The organism is Sphingomonas caseinilytica (assembly GCF_023516455.1).
In the GTDB taxonomy this organism is placed as follows: domain Bacteria; phylum Pseudomonadota; class Alphaproteobacteria; order Sphingomonadales; family Sphingomonadaceae; genus Sphingomicrobium; species Sphingomicrobium caseinilyticum.
The window spans coordinates 96,454-119,173 of the sequence record NZ_JAMGBA010000004.1; the positions used below are offsets into that span (position 1 = coordinate 96,454).

18 protein-coding genes are annotated in these 22,720 nt (G+C 61.6%); 13 read left to right on the forward strand and 5 right to left on the reverse strand.

Translation table 11 applies throughout. The features are described from left to right. Nucleotides 1-51 precede the first annotated feature (51 nt). Nucleotides 52-246: a hypothetical protein gene (locus LZ496_RS13400; protein WP_249905229.1), complete on the reverse strand. Its 195-nt coding sequence runs from the start codon at nt 244-246 to the stop codon at nt 52-54. A 394-nt stretch (nt 247-640) separates the two neighbouring features. On the opposite strand from LZ496_RS13400, the gene LZ496_RS13405 reads away from it, so the two are divergent. From LZ496_RS13405 to LZ496_RS13430, 6 genes are all read left to right on the forward strand, one after another. Next, nucleotides 641-1,978: a L,D-transpeptidase family protein gene (locus LZ496_RS13405; RefSeq protein WP_249905230.1), complete on the forward strand. Its 1,338-nt coding sequence runs from the start codon at nt 641-643 to the stop codon at nt 1,976-1,978. A 225-nt stretch (nt 1,979-2,203) separates the two neighbouring features. After that, entirely contained in the window at nt 2,204-3,970 is a 1,767-nt protein-coding gene (locus LZ496_RS13410) for a TIR domain-containing protein (RefSeq protein WP_249905231.1), read from the forward strand. 1,096 nt (nt 3,971-5,066) lie between these two features. Beyond that, complete coding sequence (gene rplK, locus LZ496_RS13415; RefSeq protein WP_249905232.1) at nt 5,067-5,498, forward strand: 50S ribosomal protein L11; 432 nt, start codon at nt 5,067-5,069, stop codon at nt 5,496-5,498. A 4-nt stretch (nt 5,499-5,502) separates the two neighbouring features. Then, on the forward strand, nt 5,503-6,201 hold the full coding sequence (gene rplA / locus LZ496_RS13420) for a 50S ribosomal protein L1 (protein WP_249905233.1): 699 nt from the start codon (nt 5,503-5,505) through the stop codon (nt 6,199-6,201). A 110-nt stretch (nt 6,202-6,311) separates the two neighbouring features. Next, a complete protein-coding gene (gene ppk2 / locus LZ496_RS13425) occupies nt 6,312-7,103 on the forward strand; it encodes a polyphosphate kinase 2 (RefSeq protein ID WP_249905234.1) in 792 nt (263 codons plus the stop codon). 35 nt (nt 7,104-7,138) lie between these two features. Then, the gene (locus LZ496_RS13430; protein WP_249905235.1) at nt 7,139-7,837 is read left to right on the forward strand and encodes a hypothetical protein; all 699 of its coding nucleotides are present in this window, start codon (nt 7,139-7,141) and stop codon (nt 7,835-7,837) included. On the opposite strand, the gene LZ496_RS13435 is transcribed toward LZ496_RS13430, so the two are convergent. Then, complete coding sequence (locus tag LZ496_RS13435; protein WP_249905236.1) at nt 7,834-8,595, reverse strand: hypothetical protein; 762 nt, start codon at nt 8,593-8,595, stop codon at nt 7,834-7,836. The genes LZ496_RS13430 and LZ496_RS13435 overlap by 4 nt on opposite strands. A gap of 266 nt (nt 8,596-8,861) precedes the next feature. After that, a complete protein-coding gene (locus LZ496_RS13440) occupies nt 8,862-9,926 on the reverse strand; it encodes a metallophosphoesterase (RefSeq protein WP_249905237.1) in 1,065 nt (354 codons plus the stop codon). Nucleotides 9,927-10,030: 104 nt separating this feature from the next. Here LZ496_RS13440 and LZ496_RS13445 point away from each other — a divergent pair, with 104 nt between their 5' ends. The 3 genes from LZ496_RS13445 (at nt 10,031) to rplL (ending at nt 11,639) form a co-directional block, all read left to right on the forward strand. Further along, a complete protein-coding gene (locus LZ496_RS13445; RefSeq protein ID WP_249905238.1) occupies nt 10,031-10,420 on the forward strand; it encodes a cupredoxin domain-containing protein in 390 nt (129 codons plus the stop codon). Nucleotides 10,421-10,701: 281 nt separating this feature from the next. Continuing rightward, complete coding sequence (gene rplJ / locus LZ496_RS13450) at nt 10,702-11,208, forward strand: 50S ribosomal protein L10 (protein ID WP_249905239.1); 507 nt, start codon at nt 10,702-10,704, stop codon at nt 11,206-11,208. Between the two features lie 56 nt (nt 11,209-11,264). Continuing rightward, nucleotides 11,265-11,639 (forward strand): 50S ribosomal protein L7/L12, encoded by a 375-nt coding sequence (gene rplL, locus LZ496_RS13455; protein WP_249905240.1) that lies wholly within the window; start codon nt 11,265-11,267, stop codon nt 11,637-11,639. Between the two features lie 138 nt (nt 11,640-11,777). Here rplL and LZ496_RS13460 read toward each other — a convergent pair whose 3' ends face one another. Continuing rightward, nucleotides 11,778-12,239, reverse strand: a complete 462-nt coding sequence (locus LZ496_RS13460) for an ester cyclase (protein ID WP_249905241.1) — start codon at nt 12,237-12,239, stop codon at nt 11,778-11,780. Between the two features lie 60 nt (nt 12,240-12,299). On the opposite strand from LZ496_RS13460, the gene LZ496_RS13465 reads away from it, so the two are divergent. Next, a complete protein-coding gene (locus LZ496_RS13465) occupies nt 12,300-12,893 on the forward strand; it encodes a TetR family transcriptional regulator (protein ID WP_249905242.1) in 594 nt (197 codons plus the stop codon). Here LZ496_RS13465 and LZ496_RS13470 read toward each other — a convergent pair. Continuing rightward, a complete protein-coding gene (locus LZ496_RS13470; RefSeq protein WP_249905243.1) occupies nt 12,890-13,225 on the reverse strand; it encodes a DOPA 4,5-dioxygenase family protein in 336 nt (111 codons plus the stop codon). The two genes, LZ496_RS13465 and LZ496_RS13470, sit on opposite strands and share 4 nt — an antisense overlap. Before the next feature lie 132 nt (nt 13,226-13,357). Here LZ496_RS13470 and LZ496_RS13475 point away from each other — a divergent pair, with 132 nt between their 5' ends. The 3 genes from LZ496_RS13475 to rpoC all read left to right on the forward strand — a co-directional run bounded on the left by LZ496_RS13475 (nt 13,358) and on the right by rpoC (nt 22,683). Then, a complete protein-coding gene (locus LZ496_RS13475; RefSeq protein ID WP_249905244.1) occupies nt 13,358-13,903 on the forward strand; it encodes a L,D-transpeptidase family protein in 546 nt (181 codons plus the stop codon). 292 nt (nt 13,904-14,195) lie between these two features. Next, entirely contained in the window at nt 14,196-18,359 is a 4,164-nt protein-coding gene (rpoB, locus tag LZ496_RS13480) for a DNA-directed RNA polymerase subunit beta (protein ID WP_249905245.1), read from the forward strand. Nucleotides 18,360-18,417: 58 nt separating this feature from the next. Then, on the forward strand, nt 18,418-22,683 hold the full coding sequence (gene rpoC / locus LZ496_RS13485) for a DNA-directed RNA polymerase subunit beta' (protein WP_249905246.1): 4,266 nt from the start codon (nt 18,418-18,420) through the stop codon (nt 22,681-22,683). The last annotated feature ends 37 nt before the right edge of the window (nt 22,684-22,720 follow it).

Here is a 22,720-nt window from a genome sequence, read left to right on the forward strand (position 1 = left end):
CGCCAGGCTCCACGATCTAATGACCGCATTCCTCACATCGCGGCCATTTGGTCAGGGTTGGGATGGTCGAGTAGGATTCTCGGATTTGCGCTCCTCCAGCTCGGCATTTTCCGCGAGCAGGCGATACCAGTCCGCCAGTGAAAGATAGATTTTCCGAATGTCTTCCGCGGAAGCAAGATCGGCAAGTGCGCGCTCCTTCGCTTCGCGTTCGCGAAAATAGTCCGATGAATGACATTCGATCGTCATGATTTCTTCTTCCGCTTGGTTCGGCGGAGGACAAAGAAGCGGCCGGCGACTGCCAACCGCTTCCTCGTCTTCATAAAACCTAATACAAATTAATATGCTAAGTGAGTCAATTCAGGCATTTCCTGAGACCGTCCCATTCCGGAGCCCCAATCCGAGGGATGGCCGCCGTCGGACTTTCCCCGGCTGCGAACCGCAAGCCAGCACGTTACCCATCGGGAACTTCGACGAGTAGCAGTCTGCATGCCCTCGCTTCCCCAGGAAGAAGCAGGCAGACCAGACCAAGAGTGACATCGGGGCCACACTCGGAATTTTGGTGGACGTGTCGTTGACTACGATGCAGCACAGGTTCAGCCAATGCGGTATAGTCGCCACTGGCCAACATCGGGGAATTCTCGTGATTTCAAAGACCTGCGGGCTTGCCGTTATCGCCGCCTTGATTGCTTCAACGCCGGGTTACGCCAAGAAGAAGAAGGCGGAGCCTGTGCCTGTGGTCGCCGTCCCTACGATCCTGCGCGCTTTCACGCCGATCGATCGCTTCTATTCGGCGCGGAAGGACGCGCCGCTGTGGATATCGAACCGCGAGGCCCAGGCCGCGCTGCTCCAATTGCTGCGAGATGCGCCGATCGACGGCTTCGCCCGCGGACCGGCGCTCGCGACCCAGATCGAAGCTGCGATCGCCACTGCCCAGGCCGGCGACGCGGCAGCTGCGACTAGCGCCGACCGCCTGATGTCGCAGTCGCTGATCGATTATGTCCAGTCGCTCTACACGCCAATCCCGGGCATGACTTATGGTGACAATTGGGTGCGCGTGAAGGTCCCAACCGGTGAATCGATCCTCGCCACCGCTGCCCGTGCCCCGTCGCTCGCTGCGCACATGAATGAGGTGTGGAACCTCAACCCGGTGTATGCGCAGCTTCGTCGGGCTGCCTTGGAAGAGGCCAAGCTTCCGGACGGTGGCCAATCGGCACGTTTGGCACTCAACATGACGCGCGCGCGGTTCAAGTCGCCGTCGAGCAAGTTCGTGCTGATCGACATCGCGTCTGCTCGGATGTGGATGTATGAAAACGGCGCTCCGGTGGATTCGATGAAGGTCGTCGTCGGCAAGAATGAGATCGATCCAAAGAGCGGCGACAGCCTACGGACACCGATGCTTGCCGGCGTCATGTATTACGCCATTTACAACCCCTATTGGCACGTGCCGGATCATCTCGTGCGACTCAACATCGCGCCCGCAGCGGCGAAGCTCGGACCGGGCGCGCTCAAGGGCAACAAATATGAGGTGGTCGATGCATGGTCGGCCAATCCGACTATCCTCGACCCGGCCACCGTCGACTGGAAGGCAGTTGCCGCCGGCACTGCTCACGCCCTGCTTCGGCAAAAGCCGACCGGCGCGAACTCCATGGGCAAAATGAAGTTTCCGTTCGAAAACGGCCTCGGCATCTATCTCCACGACACGCCGCACAAGGAATATTTCAAGGAAGCGAAGCGGACGCTCAGCAATGGCTGTATCCGCCTGGAACGGGCAGCCGATTTCGGAACCTGGATGATGGGCCGACCGGCGAGGCCGGAAGATACTTCGGCGGAGCTGACCGTTCCATTCCCGCAGGGAGTGCCGATCTACGTCACTTATCTGACGGCGCTGCCCGATACCGGCAAGATCGCCTATAACAAGGACGTATACGGCTGGGACACGACGCCGCCGACCAAGGCGGCGGCGCTCGGCGCGCAGTAACTCGCGGCCCGGTTCAGCCTATCGGCGCCAGCCGCTCATCCTCGGAGACGGACGGCCGCTAACGTCCGCTTTCCACCCATTGCGGCCATAAGCGTTTCGATAGATCCGCGCGCTATCGGAAAACCATGTGAGGTCGCCGAGCTGGCGATTAGCTTCCCGTTAACTGTCGCGCTTGCACCGGTCGGTCGAACGGCGCAGACTAGCTTCTCCGATGGTGGAGGAACCGTGGCTCGGGTTTTTCTCAGCTATGCACGGGACGACGTCGACGCGGCCAAGGAACTGGCCGAGGGCATTGGTCAGGCCGGCCATGATGTCTGGTGGGACCGGCACCTCCATGGCGGATCGCGCTTCTCCGACGAAATTGACCGGGCCCTGAAGGATGCCGAGGCTGTCGTGGTGCTGTGGTCGAAAACCTCGGTCCAATCCGCCTGGGTCCAGGACGAAGCCGCGGAAGGCCGCGATTCAGGCCGGTTAGTCCCGATCGCTCTCGGTTCCATCAAGCCGCCCCTCGGCTTTCGCCAGTTCCATACGATCGATCTGGCTGCCTGGAACGGACAGGGCTGCCCCGAAGCGCTCGGCGATGTCATCGATGCGATCGGCCGCATCGGTGGATCGCACGGGCGCAGTGAACAAATCAGCAAGATCGAACTGGCCGAGCCTGCGCAGAAAAAAGCGTCCGTTTGCGTGCTGCCGTTCGTCAACATGAGCGGCGAACCCGAACAGGAATATTTCAGCGACGGAATCAGCGAAGATATCATCACCGACTTGTCGAACGTGTCGGCACTGTCCGTTGTCGCCCGAAATACGTCATTCACCTTCAAGGGCCAGTCGCTCGATGTGAAGGAAGTCGCCCAAAAACTTGGCGTTACCCATGTGCTGGAAGGCAGTGTCCGAAAAGCGGGCAATCGCGTCCGCATCAATGCGCAGCTGATCGACGGTGCCAAAGGCGATCATGTCTGGGCCGCTCGCTACGATCGCGATCTCACCGACATCTTCGAAATCCAGGATGAGATTTCGAAGGCGATCGTCGATGCCTTGCAAGTCAAGCTCTTGCCACGGGAAAAAAGCGCCATCGAAAGCCGCGGCACGTCCAACGTCGATGCCTACAATTTGTACCTGATGGCCCGGCAGCAATGGATCAGCGGCACCTATGGCGACCCACGTCGCGACGAGGCAATTGTCCGGCTATGCCGGCAGGCGACGCTCCTCGACCCGGATTATGCTGAAGCTTGGGCGCTTATCGCACTGGCCCAGGCAGAGCTCCGCTTCTGGCACGGCAAGGAAGAGGAAAATGCGCTTCCGGCCGCCGAACGCGCCCTGAAAATCAATCCAGACATGCCGGAGGCCTTGTGCATCAAGGCCCGCTATCTGGAAGAGGAAGGAAGGCGCGAAGAAGCGGAAAAGCAAATCCGAACCGCGCTCCAGATCGGACCGGATTCATGGGAGGTGAACCGTGAAGCTGGGCGAATGTTCTTCCGCCACGGCCAGATAATGGAGGCAATTCCCTTCTTCGAGAAGGCTGCCTCACTGATGGATACTGACTATTCCAATCCTGGTTTGCTGATGAGCTGCTACTATTCGATCCACGACCGCGAAGGGGTAAAGCGAGCGGCTAAAATCTGCCTTGAACGCGCGGAACGGGCGATCGCGAAAGAGCCTACAAACGGCCCGGCCCTCGCCATGGGAGCCAATGCCTTGTCTTTGTTCGGCGAAAAGGATCGAGCGCGCGAATGGGTAAACCGGGCTTTGCTGTTAGATCCTGACAATCTCTCGATGCGTTACAATCTTGCCTGCTCGCTGGCGCTGGAGCTGGACGATCCGGATGGCGCGCTGGATGCGCTTCAACCCTATTTCGAGCGGGTGCAGAGTAAGACCCATATTCGCCACCTTGAGGCCGATCCGGACTTCAATTCGATCCGCGACCATCCGCGTTTCAAGAAAATGTTCGCGGCGGCGAAAGAACGGCTCGGGATGCTCGCGGCGGCAAAGTAAAAATAATTCGGTCGGGCTCACTACTGAGTTTCCGCTTTCCACCCTCCTCGGCAATAACAGGATGCGCTGTATCGAAACCGGGGTGACGGCTCATGGCCGACAGCGGACCGTCCGCTTATGGCGGGTTCCGACCCATTCCGGTCATTAGGTTCCGATGAGATTGTCTGGTGATGAAAGTGACCTGCTTAATCGCCTTAGCCTTGGTTCTAGGCGCATGCGGAAACAGCCAGTCTGACGCCGAGCAGATTGCGAACCTCCAAACAAAGTCTGCGCTCGGGCCTACTGCCGGATGGAAGCTCGACCCCGCGCTACTACAGACCGAGGTCCAGGGCATGCGCGACCGGGCCTATCGCTATTGCTTGAACGAGCGGGCATCAGACCAGAGCTGTCTTGGCGAACAAGACCATTCATTGTTTGCGTATGCGAACTCATTCCGGCTCGTCCGCATCTTCCGTTCTGAGAGCGAGCCGACGTTTCCTTTTGCGATAGCTCATAAGCAGGACCCCGCCGCATTTGAGCGCGTCCACCGATACTGCCGTTCCGTTTATGAGGGCCAAGGCTCGAATGACGCTCGCGACCTTGGCCCATGCATGTCAGCGGGCATTGGTGCCGACTTCTTCGGCGTCCTGCCTGTTTCGTAATGACCGCTTTCCACCCATTCCGGCCATAAGAAACTTCTGTCCTACAGCTTGTCTCTTGTGCCAACGAACCCTTGGCTCTTTGGCAATTGAATCCACGATTGATCCATGGCGGCGGACCCATGGCCCGCACCGGCCGTGGTGACTGTGAAGATTGGTGAAGATTCGATCGGGAATCTCCATCACGGCAGGCCGCCAAACCTGCCCTAACCTCACCAAAAACTCTCATCCTCCAGGAAAATAGTGTAATTAGATCACGCGCGGATCGTCCGAGGGACGAGTAAGCCTGGCCTACCCCGCTCAACCTTGCTTCTGCCCGGCTTTCTGCTAAAGGCGCCCGCTTCCAAGGCACAGCATTGGAAATTGCGGGAGGGTTCCTTCGGGCATCCGCTTGTACCGCTAAACTTGAACGGACGCGTGCAGGTTTCCCTGCGCAACTCCACTACAGAGTGAGAAAAATGGCTAAGAAAATCACGGGCTACATCAAGCTCCAGGTGCCGGCTGGCATCGCCAATCCTTCCCCGCCGATCGGCCCTGCGCTGGGTCAGCGCGGTGTCAACATCATGGAATTCTGCAAGGCGTTCAACGCCTCGACGCAGGACCTTGAGAAGGGCGCTCCGATCCCGACGGTCATCACTGTCTATGCGGACCGCAGCTTCTCCTTCGTGACCAAGACCCCGCCGGCAAGCTTCCTCATCAAGAAGGCCGCCAACCTGAAGTCGGGCTCCAAGGAGCCGGGCAAGGTTTCCGCGGGCACCATCAAGCGTTCGAAGCTCGCCGAGATCGCGACGACCAAGATGAAGGACCTCAATGCCAACGACATTGAGGCCGCTACCCGTATTATCGAAGGCTCCGCCCGCGCGATGGGCCTCCAGGTTGTGGAGGGCTAAGGACATGGCGAAGCTCACGAAGAAGCAGAAGGCCCTCGAGGGCAAGATCGAAGCGATGAAGCACTACGGCGTCGATGAAGCCATCGGCCTGGTGAAGAGCCTCGCAACGTCGAAGTTCGACGAGACCGTCGAAGTCGCGATCAACCTCGGCGTCGATCCGCGCCACGCCGACCAGATGGTCCGCGGCGTCGTCAACCTGCCCAAGGGCACCGGCAAGGACGTCCGCGTCGCCGTGTTCGCCAAGGGCGACAAGGCCGAGGAAGCCAAGAAGGCGGGCGCCGAGACCGTTGGCGCCGAAGACTTGATGGAAGCCATGCAGAATGGCGACACCAACTATGACCGCGTCATCGCGACGCCGGACATGATGGGCGTCGTCGGCCGCCTCGGTAAGGTACTTGGTCCGAAGGGCCTGATGCCGAACCCGAAGCTCGGCACCGTCACCCCCAACGTCGGACAGGCCGTCAAGGACGCCAAGTCGGGCCAGGTTGAGTTCCGCGTCGAAAAGGCCGGCATCATCCACGCCGGCATCGGCAAGGCGAGCTTCCCTGAAGCCGACCTCAAGGCGAACTTCGACGCTTTCGTCGAGGCGATCGTCAAGGCGAAGCCGACCGGCGCCAAGGGCAAATATGTCAAGAAGGTCGCCCTCTCGTCGTCCATGGGTCCGGGCGTCAAGCTCGACCTGGCCGAGATTGCCGGCGCTTAAGCGTCCGCATTAGCGAACCAGATCAAGGGCTGGAGCGGCGACGCTCTGGCCCTTTTTCTTGTCATGTTGGATATCGTCTGCCAGCCTTGGGACAGCAAAGGGGGCATCCGATGGGGGGAATGAGCCAAAAGGAATATGAGGAGGCGCTGGAGCCGCTGCTTCATGAACTGAGCGATGCGGCCCGCTGGATCCAGGAAACCAAGCAGCGCGTAGTGGTGGTCTTCGAGGGGCGCGACACCGCCGGCAAGGGCGGCTCGATCCATATGTTCGCCAGCACCCTCAATCCGCGCCAGTGCCATGTCGTCGCCCTGCCCGCCCCGTCCGAACGGGAAAAGGGCCAATGGTATTTCCAGCGATATGTTCAACACATGCCGGCACGTGGCGAAATCAGCCTGTTCGACCGCAGCTGGTACAACCGCGCCGGCGTCGAGACGGTCATGGGATTTGCGACCGCCGAAGAGGTTACCGCATTCCTGAAGGCGGTCCCGGACTTCGAGCGTCAGCTGGTCGACGACGGCGTCTATCTTTATAAATATTGGCTGTGCTGCGATCAGGAGAAGCAGGAAGAGCGCTTCGCCGATCGCCTCAACAATCCGCTCCGCCGGTGGAAGCTGTCACCGGTCGATCGCCAGGCCCGCTATTTGTACCAGGCCTATACCGACGCCCGCGAGCGGATGCTGAAAGAGACGCATACGCCAACTGCACCCTGGACGCTGATCGACTTCAACGACCAGCGGAAGGGTCGGTTGACCTTGCTTCGCGACCTTCTCGACCGGTTGCCCGACACCAAGCTGCCGCTGGAGAATATTCCATGGCCGCCGCTGGATCATGAGCCGATCGAAGAGCGCTATGGCGTCCTCAAACCGATCAAACCGTACCGCTGGCGCGACAAGAACGATTAGCTTAAGCTCAATTTGCATTGGTTGGGGGGTCGATCATGCGTGCCGTGAAATTACTGGTGCAGCTCAGCATCTATTATCTGATCTTGTTCGGAGGAGCATGGCTCCTCATCCACAATAATCCGGAAATGCAGTCCTACCTGCCGATCGGCGGCGCCGAAGCGCTGATCAATTCGGGAGGCGGCAAATCCAGTACCCTTGAGGCCGTAGCCCAATCGCAGGAGGTCAAGACGCTTGGCCAGAGCCTGGGATGGATGGCCGTCGCGATCCTCGGCGCGCTGATCACCTCATTCCCGGTGACCTGGGTCTATATGGCGACCCGGACTTCCGATGAGTATGATCAGTCGATCATCAGCACCATCTTGATCCTGCCGTCGGTGGTGACGTCGATCGTCGTCGTCGTTCAGCACAGCCTGGCGCTCGCCTTCGCGCTCGGCGGCATCGCGGGCGCGGTTCGCTTCAAGAACAGCCTGAAGAGTAGCGGCGATGCCCTCTACATCCTGCTGTCAGTCGGCATCGGCCTCGCATCGGGGATCGGCGCGGTCGAGCTGGCGCTGGTGATGAGCCTTGCCTTCAACTACTGCTTCGTGGCGCTATGGATCAGCGAATATGGCGAGCGCGAAGGGATGAAGCGCTACATGAGCGACTTCAACCCGCACAGCGGCCCTGCAAGTGCCGCAGCCGTCAACCCGGCGCCGGACGTTCCGCCGCCGCCGCCAGCACCTCCCCAGTCCTAGCCCCCAAGGCAGGTCTTGAGGAGATTGGTGCGGACCGCCTCGTCCGTGGCGATGTCTTCATAAAAGGTGGCCAGGTAGGCTAGTGCCTTGGCCTTGGTCCGTTCCGACATCGGCTGAATCTGGTTGAAAACCGCCTCGATCTCGCCGCGCTTGTTCCTGAACTCCGCCGCGGCGGCTAGCGCCTGCTGATTGTGCCGGCAATGTCCACGGTACATTCGCTGCCGAACGCTCCGAACCTTAATACCTTCCGGCGGGATTGCGTATGGGCGATCGACCATCCCGGAATAATCGAAATCGTAGATCACCGGGGTGAGGCTGGGGCCATTCCCAGTGAGCAGCTTGGCATTGTGGCAGCAAACCTCGCCTTCCGGTCCGGCGCGCAACGACCAGTCGAGATTGCCGATCATATATTCAAACATCGCGGCAAGTCCTGCCTGGCGCGGCTCCAGCTGCGGAACGGTGATGCGGGCGCCAACCTTCGCCTCGGTTAGCCCGTTGCGTTTGGCGACATCGTCCAAATCCTCAATGAAAAATCCCCATTTCGTCTGCGAAAATTTGCCGCTGGGTTCAGTATATTCGACCGACAAGAGCCGCGCCCTGAAGCTGAGCGGGGTCAGCACGTTCAGCATCGGATATGCCGCATATTCAACCAGGAGCTGCTGCTCGAACGTGCCGGCCGACTTGCAATGGGTAACAAGCTTCAGCCGTTTCTGCCCATCGAACAGCGAGCTGGCCGCCGGCTTCTGGGTGAATTCCACCCGCAGCGGGGGGAAATCGCAAATGCCGCCCGTCCGTCGTGACAAACCTCGCGCCGACAGTTGGATAGGGTGGGTTTCTGCAGGCGCCACCAATGTAAGCGTAGCCGGCTGGGGCTCTACGGATCGTTCGGCGTTGCGCGCGATTGATCCGATCGGGCCCTGAATCGTGATGCGAAGTGGCGCATCACTGGCGAACAACGGCGTTGGCGAAGACTGCGCGGAAGCAACGGACGATACAGCCAAAAGCGAAAGTGCAAGCAAATCCCTCATTGCGTGCTCCATGGTTTTGACGCGGGCCGAGGCACCTCATGTGCCGTTACCCGGTCGCCGATGATTTCAAGGTAGGTAAGCTTCCCTCCATAGGCTCGGCTAATTGCGCTATCGGTACGCCACAGCTTTCCGCCTGCGCCCTCGATAATCCCTTCACGCGTTGGCGTGTGGCCAACCACGATGCGTTTCACTCCGTAATTCCTGAGAACCATGTCGATTTCTTCGAGGATCGTAGGAGCAACGGTCGAGCCAGGAGGAACAGGTGCAACAGTGGCGGCGTCGCTGTCGTTGCGGACCACCAGGCCGCGATACCAAAGCGGCCCTTGCGGATCGTTGATGATCGCTGTCGGCGCGGCATTTCTCGTCTTCAAGGCGGTAGACACCTTTCGGTTGATGTCCTCGACGGATTGGCTCGCATAGGCGGAACTGATCCCACCGTGAACGAACAGGCTGTCGCCCAACTTCACCACCGCCGGGTTATCCAGTGCCCACCTGCCCAATTCGCCATCGGGCCTCCATGCAAGCGTATATTCGATCTTCCCGAGCGGCGTGATCTTCATCCACTCTTCCTTAATCGCTGCGGCTGACATGTCGGGCGTCCTCGCCCGGTACGCCGCCTCGATCGCGGTCTTGTTGATCTCGTAATTTCGATCCCGGCGCCCCTTTGAATCGCGATCGGCGAAGGCCGCATACTCCCCCGGGTGCACGTAGCGCATGTCGTCGGTCATCATCATCGCTTCATGATTGCCCAACAACGCGACGACGCGGCCTCCCCGCCTTGGCGCTTCCTTCTGTAACCTCATCAAGTCCTGGATGATCTTGAGGCTATCCGGCCCGCGATCGACCACATCGCCCACCTGGACGAGTGTCGCATTGCCTCCGGTCCATTGCCCCTTCGCATCGGCTATCCCGGCAGCGGCGGCGATGGCCCGCCAGGCTTCAAAGTCCCCGTGGAGATCGCCAATTGCCACAATGCGCTGCGGCGCTGGTTGAGGAACCGCCGCACTCGGGATGAGAGCGGCGGCGATAACCATCAGGTGCCAAACCAATAGCCTCAGCATCGGCGCTCCCCGGCAGCGGTGGCCGCAAGGGGCGCTACTGCGGCGATTTTGTCAAGCAACGCCGCTTCCTGCTATGCGTTGTGGGGTCAAAAGGAGCAGCCGCCATGCGTTTTGCTGCCTTGTCTGCGATCCCGATTGCCATTCTTGCGGCTCAGCCCGCGGCGACCCAAGCGCCATCGGTGATCAGCGTCCAACTCGCGAACTTCAGCTTTACGCCGAAGACCATCGTCCTGGATCATGGGCACGAATATGTACTCCACCTGGCGAACGTCGCCGATGGTGGCCATGATTTCACGGCACCTGAGTTCTTCGCGGCCTCGGCAATCGTTGCGGACGACCGGCGCTTCGTGAGCGAGGGCGAAGTGGAAGTGCCTCCCGGTCAGGTAAGGGAGATTCATCTGACGGCGCCGGCAGCCGCGGGGACATATCACCTGAAATGCTCCCACAGCTTCCACAAGATGTTTGGCATGTCGGGATCGATCGTCGTCCGGTAGCGCCTTCAAAGTCTTGACTTTCCCCGCTCCGTCTGTAGAGGCCGCGCGGTCGCGACCTTCGGGTCAAGACGCTCGTCCGAGACAGTTGGTGGGGCTCGCCCCTTAATTTCCAGCCTAGACGGGGATAAGGAATTCTAGAACGGGTCGCCAAGTCGTCCCGGTCGTGCGCTGGTCTGCAGCGCCTCTCGATCCATCCCCCGGACATCTCGGAGACGTGGGTTTACCCGCGCCTCCAACTCTTTGCCGGATGGTCCGGCAAGGGGAACGTTTAGGAGTATGGCATGGATCGTTCGCAAAAAGCCGATCTGGTTGCCGAGCTGAAGAACGTCTTCAACGAGACCAGCGTGGTGGTGATCACCCGCAATCTCGGCCTGTCGGTCGCGCAGTCGACCGACCTGCGCTTGAAGATGCGCGATGCCGGTGCCCAGTTCAAAGTTGCGAAGAACCGGCTTGCCAAGATCGCGCTCGAGGGCACGAAGTACGGACCGATCGGCGACATGCTGACCGGCCCGACCGCTTTGGCTACCTCGATCGATCCCGTCGCGGCTGCAAAGATCGCGGTGGAGTTCGCCAAGACCAACGATCGTCTCGAGATCGTCGGTGGCGCGATGGGCGACACGCTGCTCGATTTGAACGGGATCAAGGCACTCGCCGCGCTTCCGTCGCTCGATCAGCTGCGCGGCACTATCGTGGGCCTCATCCAGGCGCCCGCGACCAAGATTGCCCGCATCGCCAAGGAGCCGGGTGGCCAGCTGGCGCGCGTTCTCGCCGCCAAGGCCGCAGCTTAAGTTTTTCATTCAACCACGCACGACATTTGGGGCCAATGGCCCATTAGGAGATTAAAATGGCTGACCTGAACAAGATCGTCGACGACCTGTCGGCTCTGACCGTCCTCGAAGCTGCCGAGCTGGCCAAGCTTCTTGAAGAGAAGTGGGGCGTTTCGGCCGCCGCTGCTGTTGCCGTTGCTGGCCCGGCCGCTGCTGCTGCTGGCCCGGCTGCTGAAGAGCAGACCGAGTTCGACGTGATCCTCACCGGCGACGGTGGCAAGAAGATCAACGTCATCAAGGAAGTCCGCGCCATCACCGGCCTGGGCCTCGGCGAAGCCAAGGCTCTCGTTGAATCGGCTCCGAAGTCGATCAAGGAAGGCGTCAACAAGGACGAAGCCGAGAAGATCAAGAAGCAGATCGAGGAAGCCGGCGGCACCGTCGAGCTCAAGTAACCGAGCAGCCCGCAAGGGCTGCGTAGAGTTATCCCCGCGCAGGCGGGGATCCAGCTCTGCTAGCAATTTCGTGGGTGTCTTGAAGCGCCTGCGGACGGAAGGGGCGGCCTCGCAAGGGGCCGCCCCTTTTCATTTCCGCTACTTGCCGCCGAGCTGCTTCATCAAGGTCATCCAGTCGGTGACGCTCCATTCCTCGATGATCCGGCCAGATTCGAACCGGAAGAAGGTCATGCCTTCGACATCGAAGGGCTTGCCGTTGCCCGGCATACCGGCGGAAGCTGCGGTGTTGGAGCCGACGGCCCGCCAGTGAACCGCGACCAGGTCGCCATCGCCCGCCATCCGCTCGACACTGACTTTGACATCGGGCGCCGCGGCGCGGAGCGCCTTTCCTGACTCATTATCCTCATCGAGCGTGAAGCTCTTTCCGCCGGAATGGACCGCGAAGCCTGGCGCATAAATGCGGTCCAGGCCGCTGAAATCGCCCTTCCCCATTTTCACCAGGAAAACATGGGCGGCGACCTGCTGATTGGTCGTAACGGCCGATAAAGGCGCCGAAAATGCCACAAGCGACGACAGTGCAAGCACCATATGGCGCAACATTTGACTTCTCCCTTACGATGTAAGGTTGACGGATAATCCTTACAGTGTAAGCTTGTCAATATGAAATCCAGATCGACATCCTCGCGAACGGCCAAAGCAGCGAAGCAGCGGGCGAAGCTGGATCGCGAGACCATCGTCGACGCCGCGATCGCTCGGGCCGAGGCGGAAGGGCTGGACGAGCTTAGCGCACGCAAGTTGGGCCAGGACCTCAGGTGCGAGGCAATGTCGCTTTATCACCATGTGGGCAGCATGGAGGCGCTGAAGGACCTGATTGTCGATCGGCTGCTCGGATCGATTGCGCGAGCGGAAGGAAACGACCCTGCCGAAGCACTAGCCCGGGAGTCGCGCGCCTATCTCAACCTTGCGGAGGCACATGCGCGGATCTTCGTGCTGATCGCGACGCGGCGGTGGAAGGGAGATCGTGCGGTGGCGACGGCAATGCGGTCGATCGGATACTTCGGGGCCTTGGGATTTGGCACGCAAGAAGCCGTGGCGCGCGCCCGGGCGCTGGGTGCCTATTTGAATGGTGCCGGGCTGGCACTAGCCGCGTGGGCGACGGATCCCGACAATCCGAGGCTTAGCGACGGCGCGCAAGTCAGGGACGATCTGCTGCAGGGGCTGGACCTGCTCCTCGCCTCGTTGGCCAAGGCCTAATCGAAGATCGACAGGTCGAGCGGCTCGCTCGGCCCGAACCAGACGACGTTGCGACTATGGTCGGCGAGATGATCGCCGGTCGATGCGTGCGCGAAAATGGTGAGGTTGGCGCGATTGACCGACAACCAGGTAGCGACCTCGCCGAACCGATCGACTGGCACCGTCATCTGGACCGAGCCGCGCGGGTGCGGGCCGACGGGGCGGACATGGAAATGACCGACGGGAACGCCGAACCGCTGCTGGACCGCGGCAGCAAGGGCCTGCGCCTGCGGCAGCTCCGCCGGGTCGAAGTAGATATGTGCGTGAAAATCAGTGATTTCGGTCTGGGTCATTCGAAGCTCCTCGCCGACTAAGCTCGTCATCCCGAAGCCCGGATTCAATGCCGGTCCTGCGCCAAGTCGAGGAACCGCGAGGCGGCCTAGAGCATTATCGCAACAAACCTAGATTAGTTAGTGAGATGTAAAATGATGAAGCTAGCGCTTGCGCTGGTGGCCGCGGGGGCGTTTGCCCTAGCGCCGGCCGCCCCGGCATTGGCCTCGATGGAGACCCCCGAGGCCAAGGCTGAAGCCGCGGACGCTGCCATGATGGCGCGCCTGCATATGGACGAAGTGTTCGGACCCAAGGAGCTGAAGCCCGGGCAATATGTCTGGCGCAAGGGCAGCTTCACCGGAGAACCGATGGTGGTAGTCAGCCTCACCGACCAGCTTGCCTATCTCTACCGTGGCGACCAGCTGGTAGCGGTTTCGACCGTGTCGACCGGAAAGGAGACGAACCCTACACCTAAGGGCATCTTCTCGGTGCTCGCCAAGAAGCCGATGCACCGCAGCATCAAATATGACAACGCGCCAATGCCGTTCATGCAGCGTATCGACGAATATGGCGTGGCGCTCCACGCCGGGCACCTGCCCGGCCGTCCCGCCAGCCATGGCTGCATCCGCCTGCCGGCCGAGTTCGCCAAGCGGCTCTATGGAGTCACGGACCTTGGCGCGACGGTAATGATCGGCGCCTAGGCAGGCCAACGCAAAAGGTCACTCCCAGCCGGCGAGGTCTTCCCCTACCTCGCCGGCATTTTTCTGTCCTGGCCACCCCTTGCAATAGCGCCGGGAAGGCGTATATCGGCTCAATCCAACAAATACCGGCTCCGCCGCACATATTCGTGCGCCCGGAGCTTTACCTGTCCTCACCGGGACACGGACCGATCCGCGCAGCGGTCCGCACGTATGGTGAGGAATTCACAGGTGCCGCGCCGGACTTCAAATGGGCCCGCGTGCCTCGACGCGTGCCCTGAGCGCAGGGAATAAGATGGCGACCAAAGCGAAAGACGTGCCCACCATGGCCCGCAACCTCAACTCGCGCCGTATCCGCAAGATTTTCGGAAACATCCACGAAATCAGCGAGATGCCGAACCTCATCGAGGTTCAGCGGGAATCCTACGAGCAATTCCTTCGTTCCGATCCGGCGGTCGGATATGTGTCCGGCCTTGAAAAGACCCTTCGGTCGGTATTCCCGATCCAGGACTTCGCCGGCACCGCGCACCTCGATTTCGATCATTATGTGCTCGAAGAGCCGAAGTTCGACACCGACGAGTGCCGCCAGCGCGGGCTGACCTATGCCGCGCCGATGCGCGTTACGCTGCGCCTCACCACCTTTGAAATCGACCCCGACACCGAGGCGAAGTCGGTCATCGATATCAAGGAGCAGGACGTCTACATGGGCGACATGCCGCTCATGACGGGCAACGGCACCTTCATCATCAACGGCACCGAGCGCGTGATCGTCAGCCAGATGCACCGGTCGCCGGGCGTCCTGTTCGACCATGACCGCGGCAAGACGCACGCGTCGGGCAAGTATCTCTTCGCCGCCCGCGTCATTCCGTACCGTGGCAGCTGGCTGGACTTCGAATTCGACGCCAAGGACATCGTCAACGTCCGTATCGACCGCAAGCGCAAGCTGCCGGTCACCGCGCTGCTCCACGCGCTGGGCCTGACGAGCGAGGACATCCTCAACACCTTCTACAACCGCGTGATTTATGTCCGCGGCAAGAACGGCTGGCAGATCCCCTACGCGGCCGAGAGCTGGCGCGGCCAGAAGCCGACCCACGACGTGGTCGATGCCGACAGCGGCGAGGTCATCTTCAAGGCGCACGAGAAGATCACCCCGCGCAAGGCAAACACCGCGGCCAAGGACGGCCTCAAGAACGTCATCATCCCGACCGAGGAAATCTTCGGCCGCTTCTCGGCCTATGACCTCATCAACGAGAAGACCGGCGAGATCTACATCGAGGCCGGCGAAGAGGTAGCGCCCGAAAATCTCGAAAAGCTGGACAAGGCCGGCGTCGACCGGCTCGAGCTGCTCGACATCGACTATGTCAACACCGGCCCCTGGATCCGCAACACGCTGAAGGCGGACAAGTCGGAAGACGGCGATAGCGCGCTGGCCGACATCTACCGCGTCATGCGCCCCGGCGAGCCGCCGACCCGCGAAACCGCGGATGCGCTGTTCTACGGCCTGTTCTTCGATCCGGAGCGCTATGACCTGTCGGCCGTCGGCCGCGTCAAGCTCAATATGCGCCTCGGCCTCGATGCCGACGACACGGTCACCACCCTGCGCCGCGAGGACATCATCGCGGTCGTCCAGGAACTGGTGAACCTGAAGGACGGCAAGGGCGAGATCGACGACATCGACAACCTTGCCAACCGCCGCGTTCGCTCGGTCGGCGAGCTTCTGGAGAACCAGTATCGCGTCGGCCTGCTCCGCATGGAGCGCGCCGTGAAGGAGCGCATGAGCAGCGTCGACGTGTCGACGGTCATGCCGAACGACCTGATCAACGCCAAGCCGGCGGTTGCCGCGGTCCGCGAATTCTTCGGTTCGTCGCAGCTGTCGCAGTTCATGGACCAGACCAACCCGCTGTCGGAAGTCACCCACAAGCGCCGTGTTTCGGCACTTGGGCCGGGCGGTCTCACCCGTGAGCGCGCAGGCTTCGAAGTCCGCGACGTTCACCCCACGCACTATGGCCGTATCTGTCCGATCGAAACGCCGGAAGGCCCGAACATCGGTCTGATCAACTCGCTCGCGTCGTTCAGCCGCGTCAACAAGTACGGCTTCATCGAAACGCCGTACCGCAAGGTCGTCGACCAGAAGGTGACCAACGAGGTCGTCTACCTGTCGGCGATGGAAGAAGCGAAGCACACGATCGCCCAGGCGAACGCGGAGCTGGACCCCAAGGGTGCGTTCCTCGAGGAAATCGTTTCCTCGCGTCGCAACGGCGACTTCCTGATGGCGCCGCGCGACACCATCACCCTGATGGACGTCAGCCCGAAGCAGCTCGTCTCGGTCGCGGCCTCGCTGATCCCGTTCCTTGAGAACGACGACGCCAACCGCGCCCTCATGGGTTCGAACATGCAACGCCAGGCGGTTCCGCTGCTCCAGGCCGATGCGCCGCTGGTCGGCACCGGCATGGAAGAGACGGTTGCCCGCGATTCCGGCGCCGCGATCGCCGCCCGCCGTACGGGCATCGTCGACCAGGTCGATGCGACCCGTATCGTCGTGCGCGTCACCAGCGACCTGCGCGCCGGTGAATCGGGCGTCGACATCTACACGCTGATGAAGTTCCAGCGTTCGAACCAGAACACCTGCATCAACCAGCGCCCGCTGGTGAAGGTCGGTGACACGGTCAACGCCGGCGAGATCATCGCCGACGGTCCGTCGACCCAGTTCGGCGAGCTGGCTCTCGGCCGGAACGTGCTCGTCGCGTTCATGCCTTGGAACGGCTACAACTATGAGGACTCGATCCTCATTTCCGAACGCATCGTGAAGGACGACGTCTTCACCTCGATCCACATCGAGGAATTCGAAGTCATGGCCCGCGACACGAAGCTTGGGCCGGAAGACATCACCCGCGACATTCCGAACGTCGGCGAGGAAGCGCTCCGCAACCTCGACGAGGCCGGCATCGTCTACATCGGTGCAGAGGTCGAGCCGGGCGACATCCTGTGCGGCAAGATTACGCCGAAGGGCGAAAGCCCGATGACGCCGGAAGAAAAGCTGCTTCGCGCCATCTTCGGCGAAAAGGCTTCGGACGTTCGCGACACCTCGCTGCGCCTGCCCCCGGGCGTGGCCGGCACGGTCGTTGAAGTTCGCGTATTCAACCGCCACGGCATCGACATCGATGACCGTACCCGCGCCATCCAGAGCGAGGAGAAAGAGCGGCTGAAGAAGGACGCCGACGACGAAAAGGGCATCCTCAACCGTGCGACCTTCGCCCGCCTGTCGGAAATGCTTCTGAAGCAGGTTGCGACCGCGGCTCCGAAGTCGATCAAGAAGGGTGCGACCATCGACGAGGCCGCCCTTGAAGCGACCGACAAGCACGAATGGTGGAAGATCGCCGTCAAGGACGACAAGCGCCAGGCCGACCTGGAAGCGCTGAAGGCGCAGTATGATGAGGCCATCGGCGTCATCAACCGCAAGTTCGAAGACCGCGTCCAGAAGGTCGAGGCTGGCGACGAGCTGGCGCCGGGCGTCCTCAAGATGGTCAAGGTGTTCGTCGCGGTGAAGCGCAAGCTTCAGCCGGGCGACAAGATGGCCGGCCGTCACGGCAACAAGGGCGTCATCAGCCGGATCCTGCCGCAGGAAGACATGCCCTTCCTGGAAGACGGGACCCCGGTCGACATCGTCCTTAACCCGCTGGGCGTGCCTTCGCGCATGAACGTCGGGCAGATCTTCGAGACCCACCTTGGCTGGGCCGCCCGCGGCCTTGGCAAGCAGATCCAGGAAATGCTCGAGGGCATTCATGGACGCGGTCAGGAGATTGCCGGCAAGGACGTCAAGGACATCAAGGCCAAGCTCAAGGATATCTACGGCGACAACTATGCCAAGGACATCGATGCTCGCAGCGACGAGCAGGTGATGGAGCTGGCACAGAACCTTGTCGGCGGTATTCCGATGGGCACCCCGGTGTTCGACGGCGCCCGCGAGGCCGACGTCTCGGCAATGCTGGACAAGGCCGGGCTCGACATGTCGGGACAGGTTACCTTGTTCGACGGCCGCACCGGCGACGCCTTCGACCGCAAGGTGACGGTGGGCTACATCTACATGCTGAAGCTGCACCACCTGGTGGACGACAAGATCCACGCCCGCTCGATCGGACCGTACAGCCTGGTCACCCAGCAGCCGCTGGGCGGCAAGGCGCAGTTCGGCGGACAGCGCTTCGGCGAAATGGAGGTGTGGGCCCTTCAGGCCTATGGCGCCGCCTACACGCTGCAGGAAATGCTGACCGTGAAGTCGGACGACGTCATCGGCCGTACCAAGGTCTATGAAGCGATCGTCAAGGGCGACGACACGTTCGAAGCCGGCATTCCGGAAAGCTTCAACGTGCTGGTCAAGGAAATGCGGTCGCTGGGCCTCAACGTCGAACTCAACTCGATCGAGAATGAGGACGACGAGCCCCAGGCCATCGCCGCCGAGTAACCGACATTCCCTCCCCTAGCCCCTCCCCAAGCGGGAGGGGATTGGAGAAAAAGATATTATGAACGAGCTGACCAACTTCGCGAACCCGGTGGCAAAGCCGGAAATCTTCGACCAGATCAAAATCGGCATCGCGTCGCCCGACAAGATCCGTTCCTGGTCGTTTGGCGAGATCAAGAAGCCCGAGACGATCAACTACCGCACGTTCAAGCCGGAACGTGACGGCCTGTTCTGCGCGCGCATCTTCGGTCCGATCAAGGATTACGAGTGCCTGTGCGGCAAGTACAAGCGCATGAAGTACAAGGGCATCGTCTGCGAAAAGTGCGGCGTGGAAGTGACCGTTTCGAAGGTCCGCCGCGAGCGCATGGGCCATATCGAGCTGGCCGCGCCGGTCGCCCACATCTGGTTCCTGAAGTCGCTGCCGAGCCGCATCGGCCTGCTGCTCGACATGCAGCTGAAGCAGCTTGAGCGCATCCTCTACTTCGAATCCTATGTCGTCATCGAGCCGGGCCTGACCGCGCTCGAGAAGTATCAGCTCTTGTCGGAAGACGAGCTGCTGGCCGCGCAGGACGAATATGGCGAGGACGCCTTCTCGGCCGGCATCGGCGCCGAGGCCGTCAAGCACATGCTGATGGACCTCGACCTGGTCGGCGAGCGCGAGGACCTTCTGAAGGAACTCAGCGAGACCAAGTCGGAGCTGAAGCCCAAGAAGATCATCAAGCGCCTGAAGGTCGTCGAGAGCTTCATCGATTCCGGCAATCGTCCGGAGTGGATGATCCTGGAAGTCATTCCGGTCATCCCGCCCGAACTTCGCCCGCTGGTTCCGCTGGACGGCGGCCGCTTCGCGACGTCGGATTTGAACGACCTCTATCGCCGCGTCATCAACCGTAACAACCGACTGAAGCGCCTGATGGAGCTGCGCGCTCCGGACATCATCGTCCGCAACGAAAAGCGCATGCTTCAGGAAGCGGTCGACGCACTATTCGACAACGGCCGCCGCGGCCGCACGATCACTGGCGCCAACAAGCGTCCGCTGAAGTCGCTTTCCGACATGCTCAAGGGCAAGCAGGGCCGCTTCCGGCAGAACCTGCTCGGCAAGCGCGTCGACTATTCGGGCCGTTCGGTCATCGTCACCGGTCCGGAACTGAAGCTGCACCAGTGCGGTCTTCCGAAGAAGATGGCGCTCGAGCTGTTCAAGCCGTTCATCTACTCGCGCCTCGACGCCAAGGGTCTTTCGATGACCCTGAAGCAGGCGAAGAAGTGGGTCGAAAAGGAACGCAAGGAAGTCTGGGACATCCTTGACGAGGTGATCCGCGAGCATCCGGTCCTCCTGAACCGCGCTCCGACTCTTCACCGTCTTGGCATCCAGGCGTTCGAGCCGGTCCTGATCGAGGGCAAGGCGATCCAGCTTCACCCGCTGGTCTGCGCCGCGTTCAACGCCGACTTCGACGGCGACCAGATGGCCGTGCACGTCCCGCTGAGCCTCGAGGCCCAGCTGGAAGCGCGCGTCCTGATGATGTCGACCAACAACATCCTGTCGCCCGCCAACGGCAAGCCGATCATCGTTCCGTCGCAGGACATGGTCCTCGGCCTCTACTATCTGTCGATGCAGAAGGAATCCGAGCCGGGCGAAGGCATGCTGCTGGCCGACATGGCCGAGGTTCACCAGGCCCTTTCGGCCGGTGCCGTGACGCTTCACTCGAAGATCGTCAGCCGCGTCCCGCAGACGGACGAGCAGGGCAACGGCTACATGAAGCGGTTCGAGACGACCCCGGGCCGCATGCTTCTCGGCGAGACCCTGCCGAAGAGCCACAAGGTGCCGTTCGAGACCGTCAACCGCCTTCTCACCAAGAAGGAGATCGGCGACGTCATCGACACCGTCTATCGCCACACCGGCCAGAAGGAGACGGTGCTGTTCGCCGACGCCATCATGGGCCTCGGTTTCCGCCACGCGTTCCGCGCCGGCATCTCGTTCGGCAAGGACGACATGGTCATTCCGGACACGAAGGTTGGCCTCGTCGACGAGACGCGTGCGCTCGTGAAGGACTATGAGCAGCAGTATCAGGACGGCCTGATCACACAGCAGGAAAAGTACAACAAGGTGATCGACGCCTGGTCGCGTTGCGGCGACCGCGTTGCGAGCGAGATGATGAAGGAAATCTCGTCCGTGAAGCAGGGCGAAGATGGCCGCGAGCTTCCGATCAACTCCATCTACATGATGGCTCACTCGGGCGCCCGTGGTTCGCAGGCCCAGATCAAGCAGCTGGCCGGCATGCGCGGCCTGATGGCCAAGCCGTCGGGCGAGATCATCGAAACGCCGATCATCTCGAACTTCAAGGAAGGCCTGACCGTCCTTGAATACTTCAACTCGACCCACGGCGCCCGCAAGGGCCTCGCGGACACGGCGCTCAAGACGGCGAACTCGGGTTACCTGACCCGCCGCCTGGTCGACGTGTCGCAGGACGCCGTCATCGTCGAAGAGGATTGCGGCACCGATCGCGCGCTGGAAATGCGCGCCATCGTCCAGGGCGGCGCGACCATCGCCTCGCTCGCCGACCGTGTCCTGGGCCGCACCACGGCCGAGGATATCGCCGATCCGAAGACGAACGAGGTGGTCATCGCCGAGGGCACGCTGCTCGACGAAGCGATGGTTGCCCAGCTCGAGGAAATGGGCCTCCAGGGCATCAAGATCCGCTCACCGCTGGTCTGCGCCTCGAAGCAGGGCGTGTGCGGCAAGTGCTACGGCCGTGACCTCGCCCGCGGTACGCCGGTGAACATCGGCGAAGCGGTCGGCGTTATCGCTGCCCAGTCGATCGGTGAGCCGGGCACCCAGCTGACGATGCGGACCTTCCACATCGGCGGCGCGGCGCAGCTCAACGAGCAGTCGAACCTCGAAGCGCCGGTCGACGGCACGATCGAGCTTCGCGACATGCCGACGATCACCGACCCGCGCGGCCGGCACCTGTCGCTGTCGCGTTCGGGCGAGATCGCGATCCTCGACATGGATGGCCGCGAGCTTTCGACGCACCGCATCCCGTATGGCGCCCACCTGCTGGTCGACAACGGCCACATCGTGAGCCGTGGCGATCGCATCGCCGAGTGGGATCCGTCGTTCGCGCCGGTCATCACCGAGCGTGCGGGTTCGATCAAGTTCCAGGACCTTATCGAGAACCGCACCCTGGTCGAGCAGACCGACGAGTCGACCGGCATCTCGCAGCGTGCGGTTACCGACGACGTCGCGAAGTCGAAGAAGGAGGACCTTCGTCCCCGCCTGACCCTGATGGGTAAGGGCGCGGAAGAAGCGGGCGTTTATCGCCTTGCTCCGGGCGCGGTCATCGCGGTCGAGGACGGCCAGATGGTCGAAGCCGGCGAAGTGCTGGCGCGTATGCCTCGCGAAGCGGCGCGTACCCGCGACATCACCGGCGGTCTGCCGCGCGTCGCGGAGCTGTTCGAAGCCCGCAAGCCCAAGGAAAATGCGATCATCGCAAAGGTCTCGGGCAAGGTCAGCTTCAAGAAGGACTATAAGGCGAAGCGCAAGATCGCGATCGTTCCGGACGATGGTTCGGAAGCAGTCGAGTATCTGGTGCCGAAGTCGAAGGTCATCGACGTGCAGGAAGGCGATTACGTCAAGCGCGGCGACAACCTCGTGGCCGGTTCGCCCGATCCGCACGACATTCTGGAAGTGCTCGGCGTGGTTGCGCTGGCCGAATATCTCGTCAGCGAGATCCAGGAAGTCTACCGGTTGCAGGGCGTGAAGATCAACGACAAGCACATCGAGGTGATCGTTCGCCAGATGCTGCAGAAGGTCGAGATCACCGATGGAGGCGACACCACCCTCTTGGCCGGCGAACAGGTCGACCGTGAGGAAATGGACGAGATCAACTCCAGGCTCGAGAAGAAGCAGAAGCCTGCCGAGGGCAAGCCGGTGTTGCTGGGCATCACCAAGGCGAGCCTGCAGACCCGCAGCTTCATTTCGGCCGCCTCGTTCCAGGAAACGACCCGCGTGCTGACCGAGGCATCGGTCCAGGGCAAGGTCGATACGCTGAACGGCCTCAAGGAAAATGTCATCGTCGGCCGCCTCATCCCGGCGGGTACCGGCGCTGGCATGAACCGGATGCGCATCGCAGCCACCAGCCGCGATGCAGCGCTCCGCGCCCAGCAGCGCAAGCTTCAGGAAGCGCTGATCGCTCCGGCGACGGCCGCCCAGGAGCATGCCGCCGAGCTGGCCCAGGGTCCGGAAGCGGCGATGAATGCCGATCCGCTCGCCGACGTCGCTCCTTCGGGCAGCGGTACGGATGCGGATGCCGGAGAGTATCTGAACGACTAAAAGCCAAGTCCCCTCCCACTTAGGGAGGGGAGAGTGG

Excerpts from the sequence above, each read along its gene's own strand:
- LZ496_RS13400 (WP_249905229.1), bottom strand. The coding sequence starts at position 246 with ATGACGATCGAATGTCATTCATCGGACTATTTTCGCGAACGCGAAGCG.
- rplK (WP_249905232.1), top strand. The coding sequence starts at position 5,067 with ATGGCTAAGAAAATCACGGGCTACATCAAGCTCCAGGTGCCGGCTGGC.
- rplA (WP_249905233.1), top strand. The coding sequence starts at position 5,503 with ATGGCGAAGCTCACGAAGAAGCAGAAGGCCCTCGAGGGCAAGATCGAA.
- ppk2 (WP_249905234.1), top strand. The coding sequence starts at position 6,312 with ATGGGGGGAATGAGCCAAAAGGAATATGAGGAGGCGCTGGAGCCGCTG.
- LZ496_RS13430 (WP_249905235.1), top strand. The coding sequence starts at position 7,139 with ATGCGTGCCGTGAAATTACTGGTGCAGCTCAGCATCTATTATCTGATC.
- LZ496_RS13440 (WP_249905237.1), bottom strand. The coding sequence starts at position 9,926 with ATGCTGAGGCTATTGGTTTGGCACCTGATGGTTATCGCCGCCGCTCTC.
- LZ496_RS13445 (WP_249905238.1), top strand. The coding sequence starts at position 10,031 with ATGCGTTTTGCTGCCTTGTCTGCGATCCCGATTGCCATTCTTGCGGCT.
- rplJ (WP_249905239.1), top strand. The coding sequence starts at position 10,702 with ATGGATCGTTCGCAAAAAGCCGATCTGGTTGCCGAGCTGAAGAACGTC.
- rplL (WP_249905240.1), top strand. The coding sequence starts at position 11,265 with ATGGCTGACCTGAACAAGATCGTCGACGACCTGTCGGCTCTGACCGTC.
- LZ496_RS13460 (WP_249905241.1), bottom strand. The coding sequence starts at position 12,239 with ATGTTGCGCCATATGGTGCTTGCACTGTCGTCGCTTGTGGCATTTTCG.
- LZ496_RS13465 (WP_249905242.1), top strand. The coding sequence starts at position 12,300 with ATGAAATCCAGATCGACATCCTCGCGAACGGCCAAAGCAGCGAAGCAG.
- LZ496_RS13470 (WP_249905243.1), bottom strand. The coding sequence starts at position 13,225 with ATGACCCAGACCGAAATCACTGATTTTCACGCACATATCTACTTCGAC.
- LZ496_RS13475 (WP_249905244.1), top strand. The coding sequence starts at position 13,358 with ATGATGAAGCTAGCGCTTGCGCTGGTGGCCGCGGGGGCGTTTGCCCTA.
- rpoB (WP_249905245.1), top strand. The coding sequence starts at position 14,196 with ATGGCGACCAAAGCGAAAGACGTGCCCACCATGGCCCGCAACCTCAAC.
- rpoC (WP_249905246.1), top strand. The coding sequence starts at position 18,418 with ATGAACGAGCTGACCAACTTCGCGAACCCGGTGGCAAAGCCGGAAATC.